Source organism: Desertibacillus haloalkaliphilus (assembly GCF_019039105.1).
Taxonomy (GTDB): domain Bacteria; phylum Bacillota; class Bacilli; order Bacillales; family KJ1-10-99; genus Desertibacillus; species Desertibacillus haloalkaliphilus.
Genome location: NZ_JAHPIV010000074.1, coordinates 1 through 531, shown reverse-complemented (window position 1 = coordinate 531; position 531 = coordinate 1). Strand labels below are relative to the sequence as shown.

Genomic DNA, 531 nt, shown 5'->3' with positions numbered 1-531 from the left:
GTATTTATTGGATCGTTTTATGGATGGTCGTTTCTGGTAGGGGGGAGATAGATGAACAAATGGAAAGAACAATTTGCAAATAGTTATTCACTATTTGCGCTGATACGGGGGCTTAATTTTGAAATTGAAAAGGACATACGAAGACAAGTAGAAAAAAGAAACTTGACGTTCCCTGGTTTTCGTATTCTTTGGATTTTATATTTTGATTCAAACTTAAGAATGTCAGATCTTACCTATTTAGCTCAAACCAACATATCGAATATATTTAGGCAATTAATAAAATTAAAAGAATCAGGTTTAGTTGTCGTGAATAGTGGAAATGATGCACGAACGAAAGAAGTTACTTTAACAGAAGAAGGAAGAAAAGTTGTTAAAAACTTTCTAGATGATAATGTTGCGAACTCAGATTTACAGATTGTTCATCTTATCGATAAAATTTCAAAAGATGATCAATCTAAACTAATGGAGGTTTTAACATTAATGAGTAATGAACTAGTCGGAGAGCAATTCAGTGAATTTGTTGTTAAATCA

Annotated in this window: 1 protein-coding gene; it reads left to right on the top strand. The window is 31.6% G+C overall.

What is annotated here, in order from left to right; genetic code table 11:
* Positions 1-51: 51 nt before the first annotated feature.
* The coding region (locus tag KH400_RS20910) for a MarR family winged helix-turn-helix transcriptional regulator (protein ID WP_217227940.1) at positions 52-531 on the top strand (480 nt) is incomplete at its 3' end.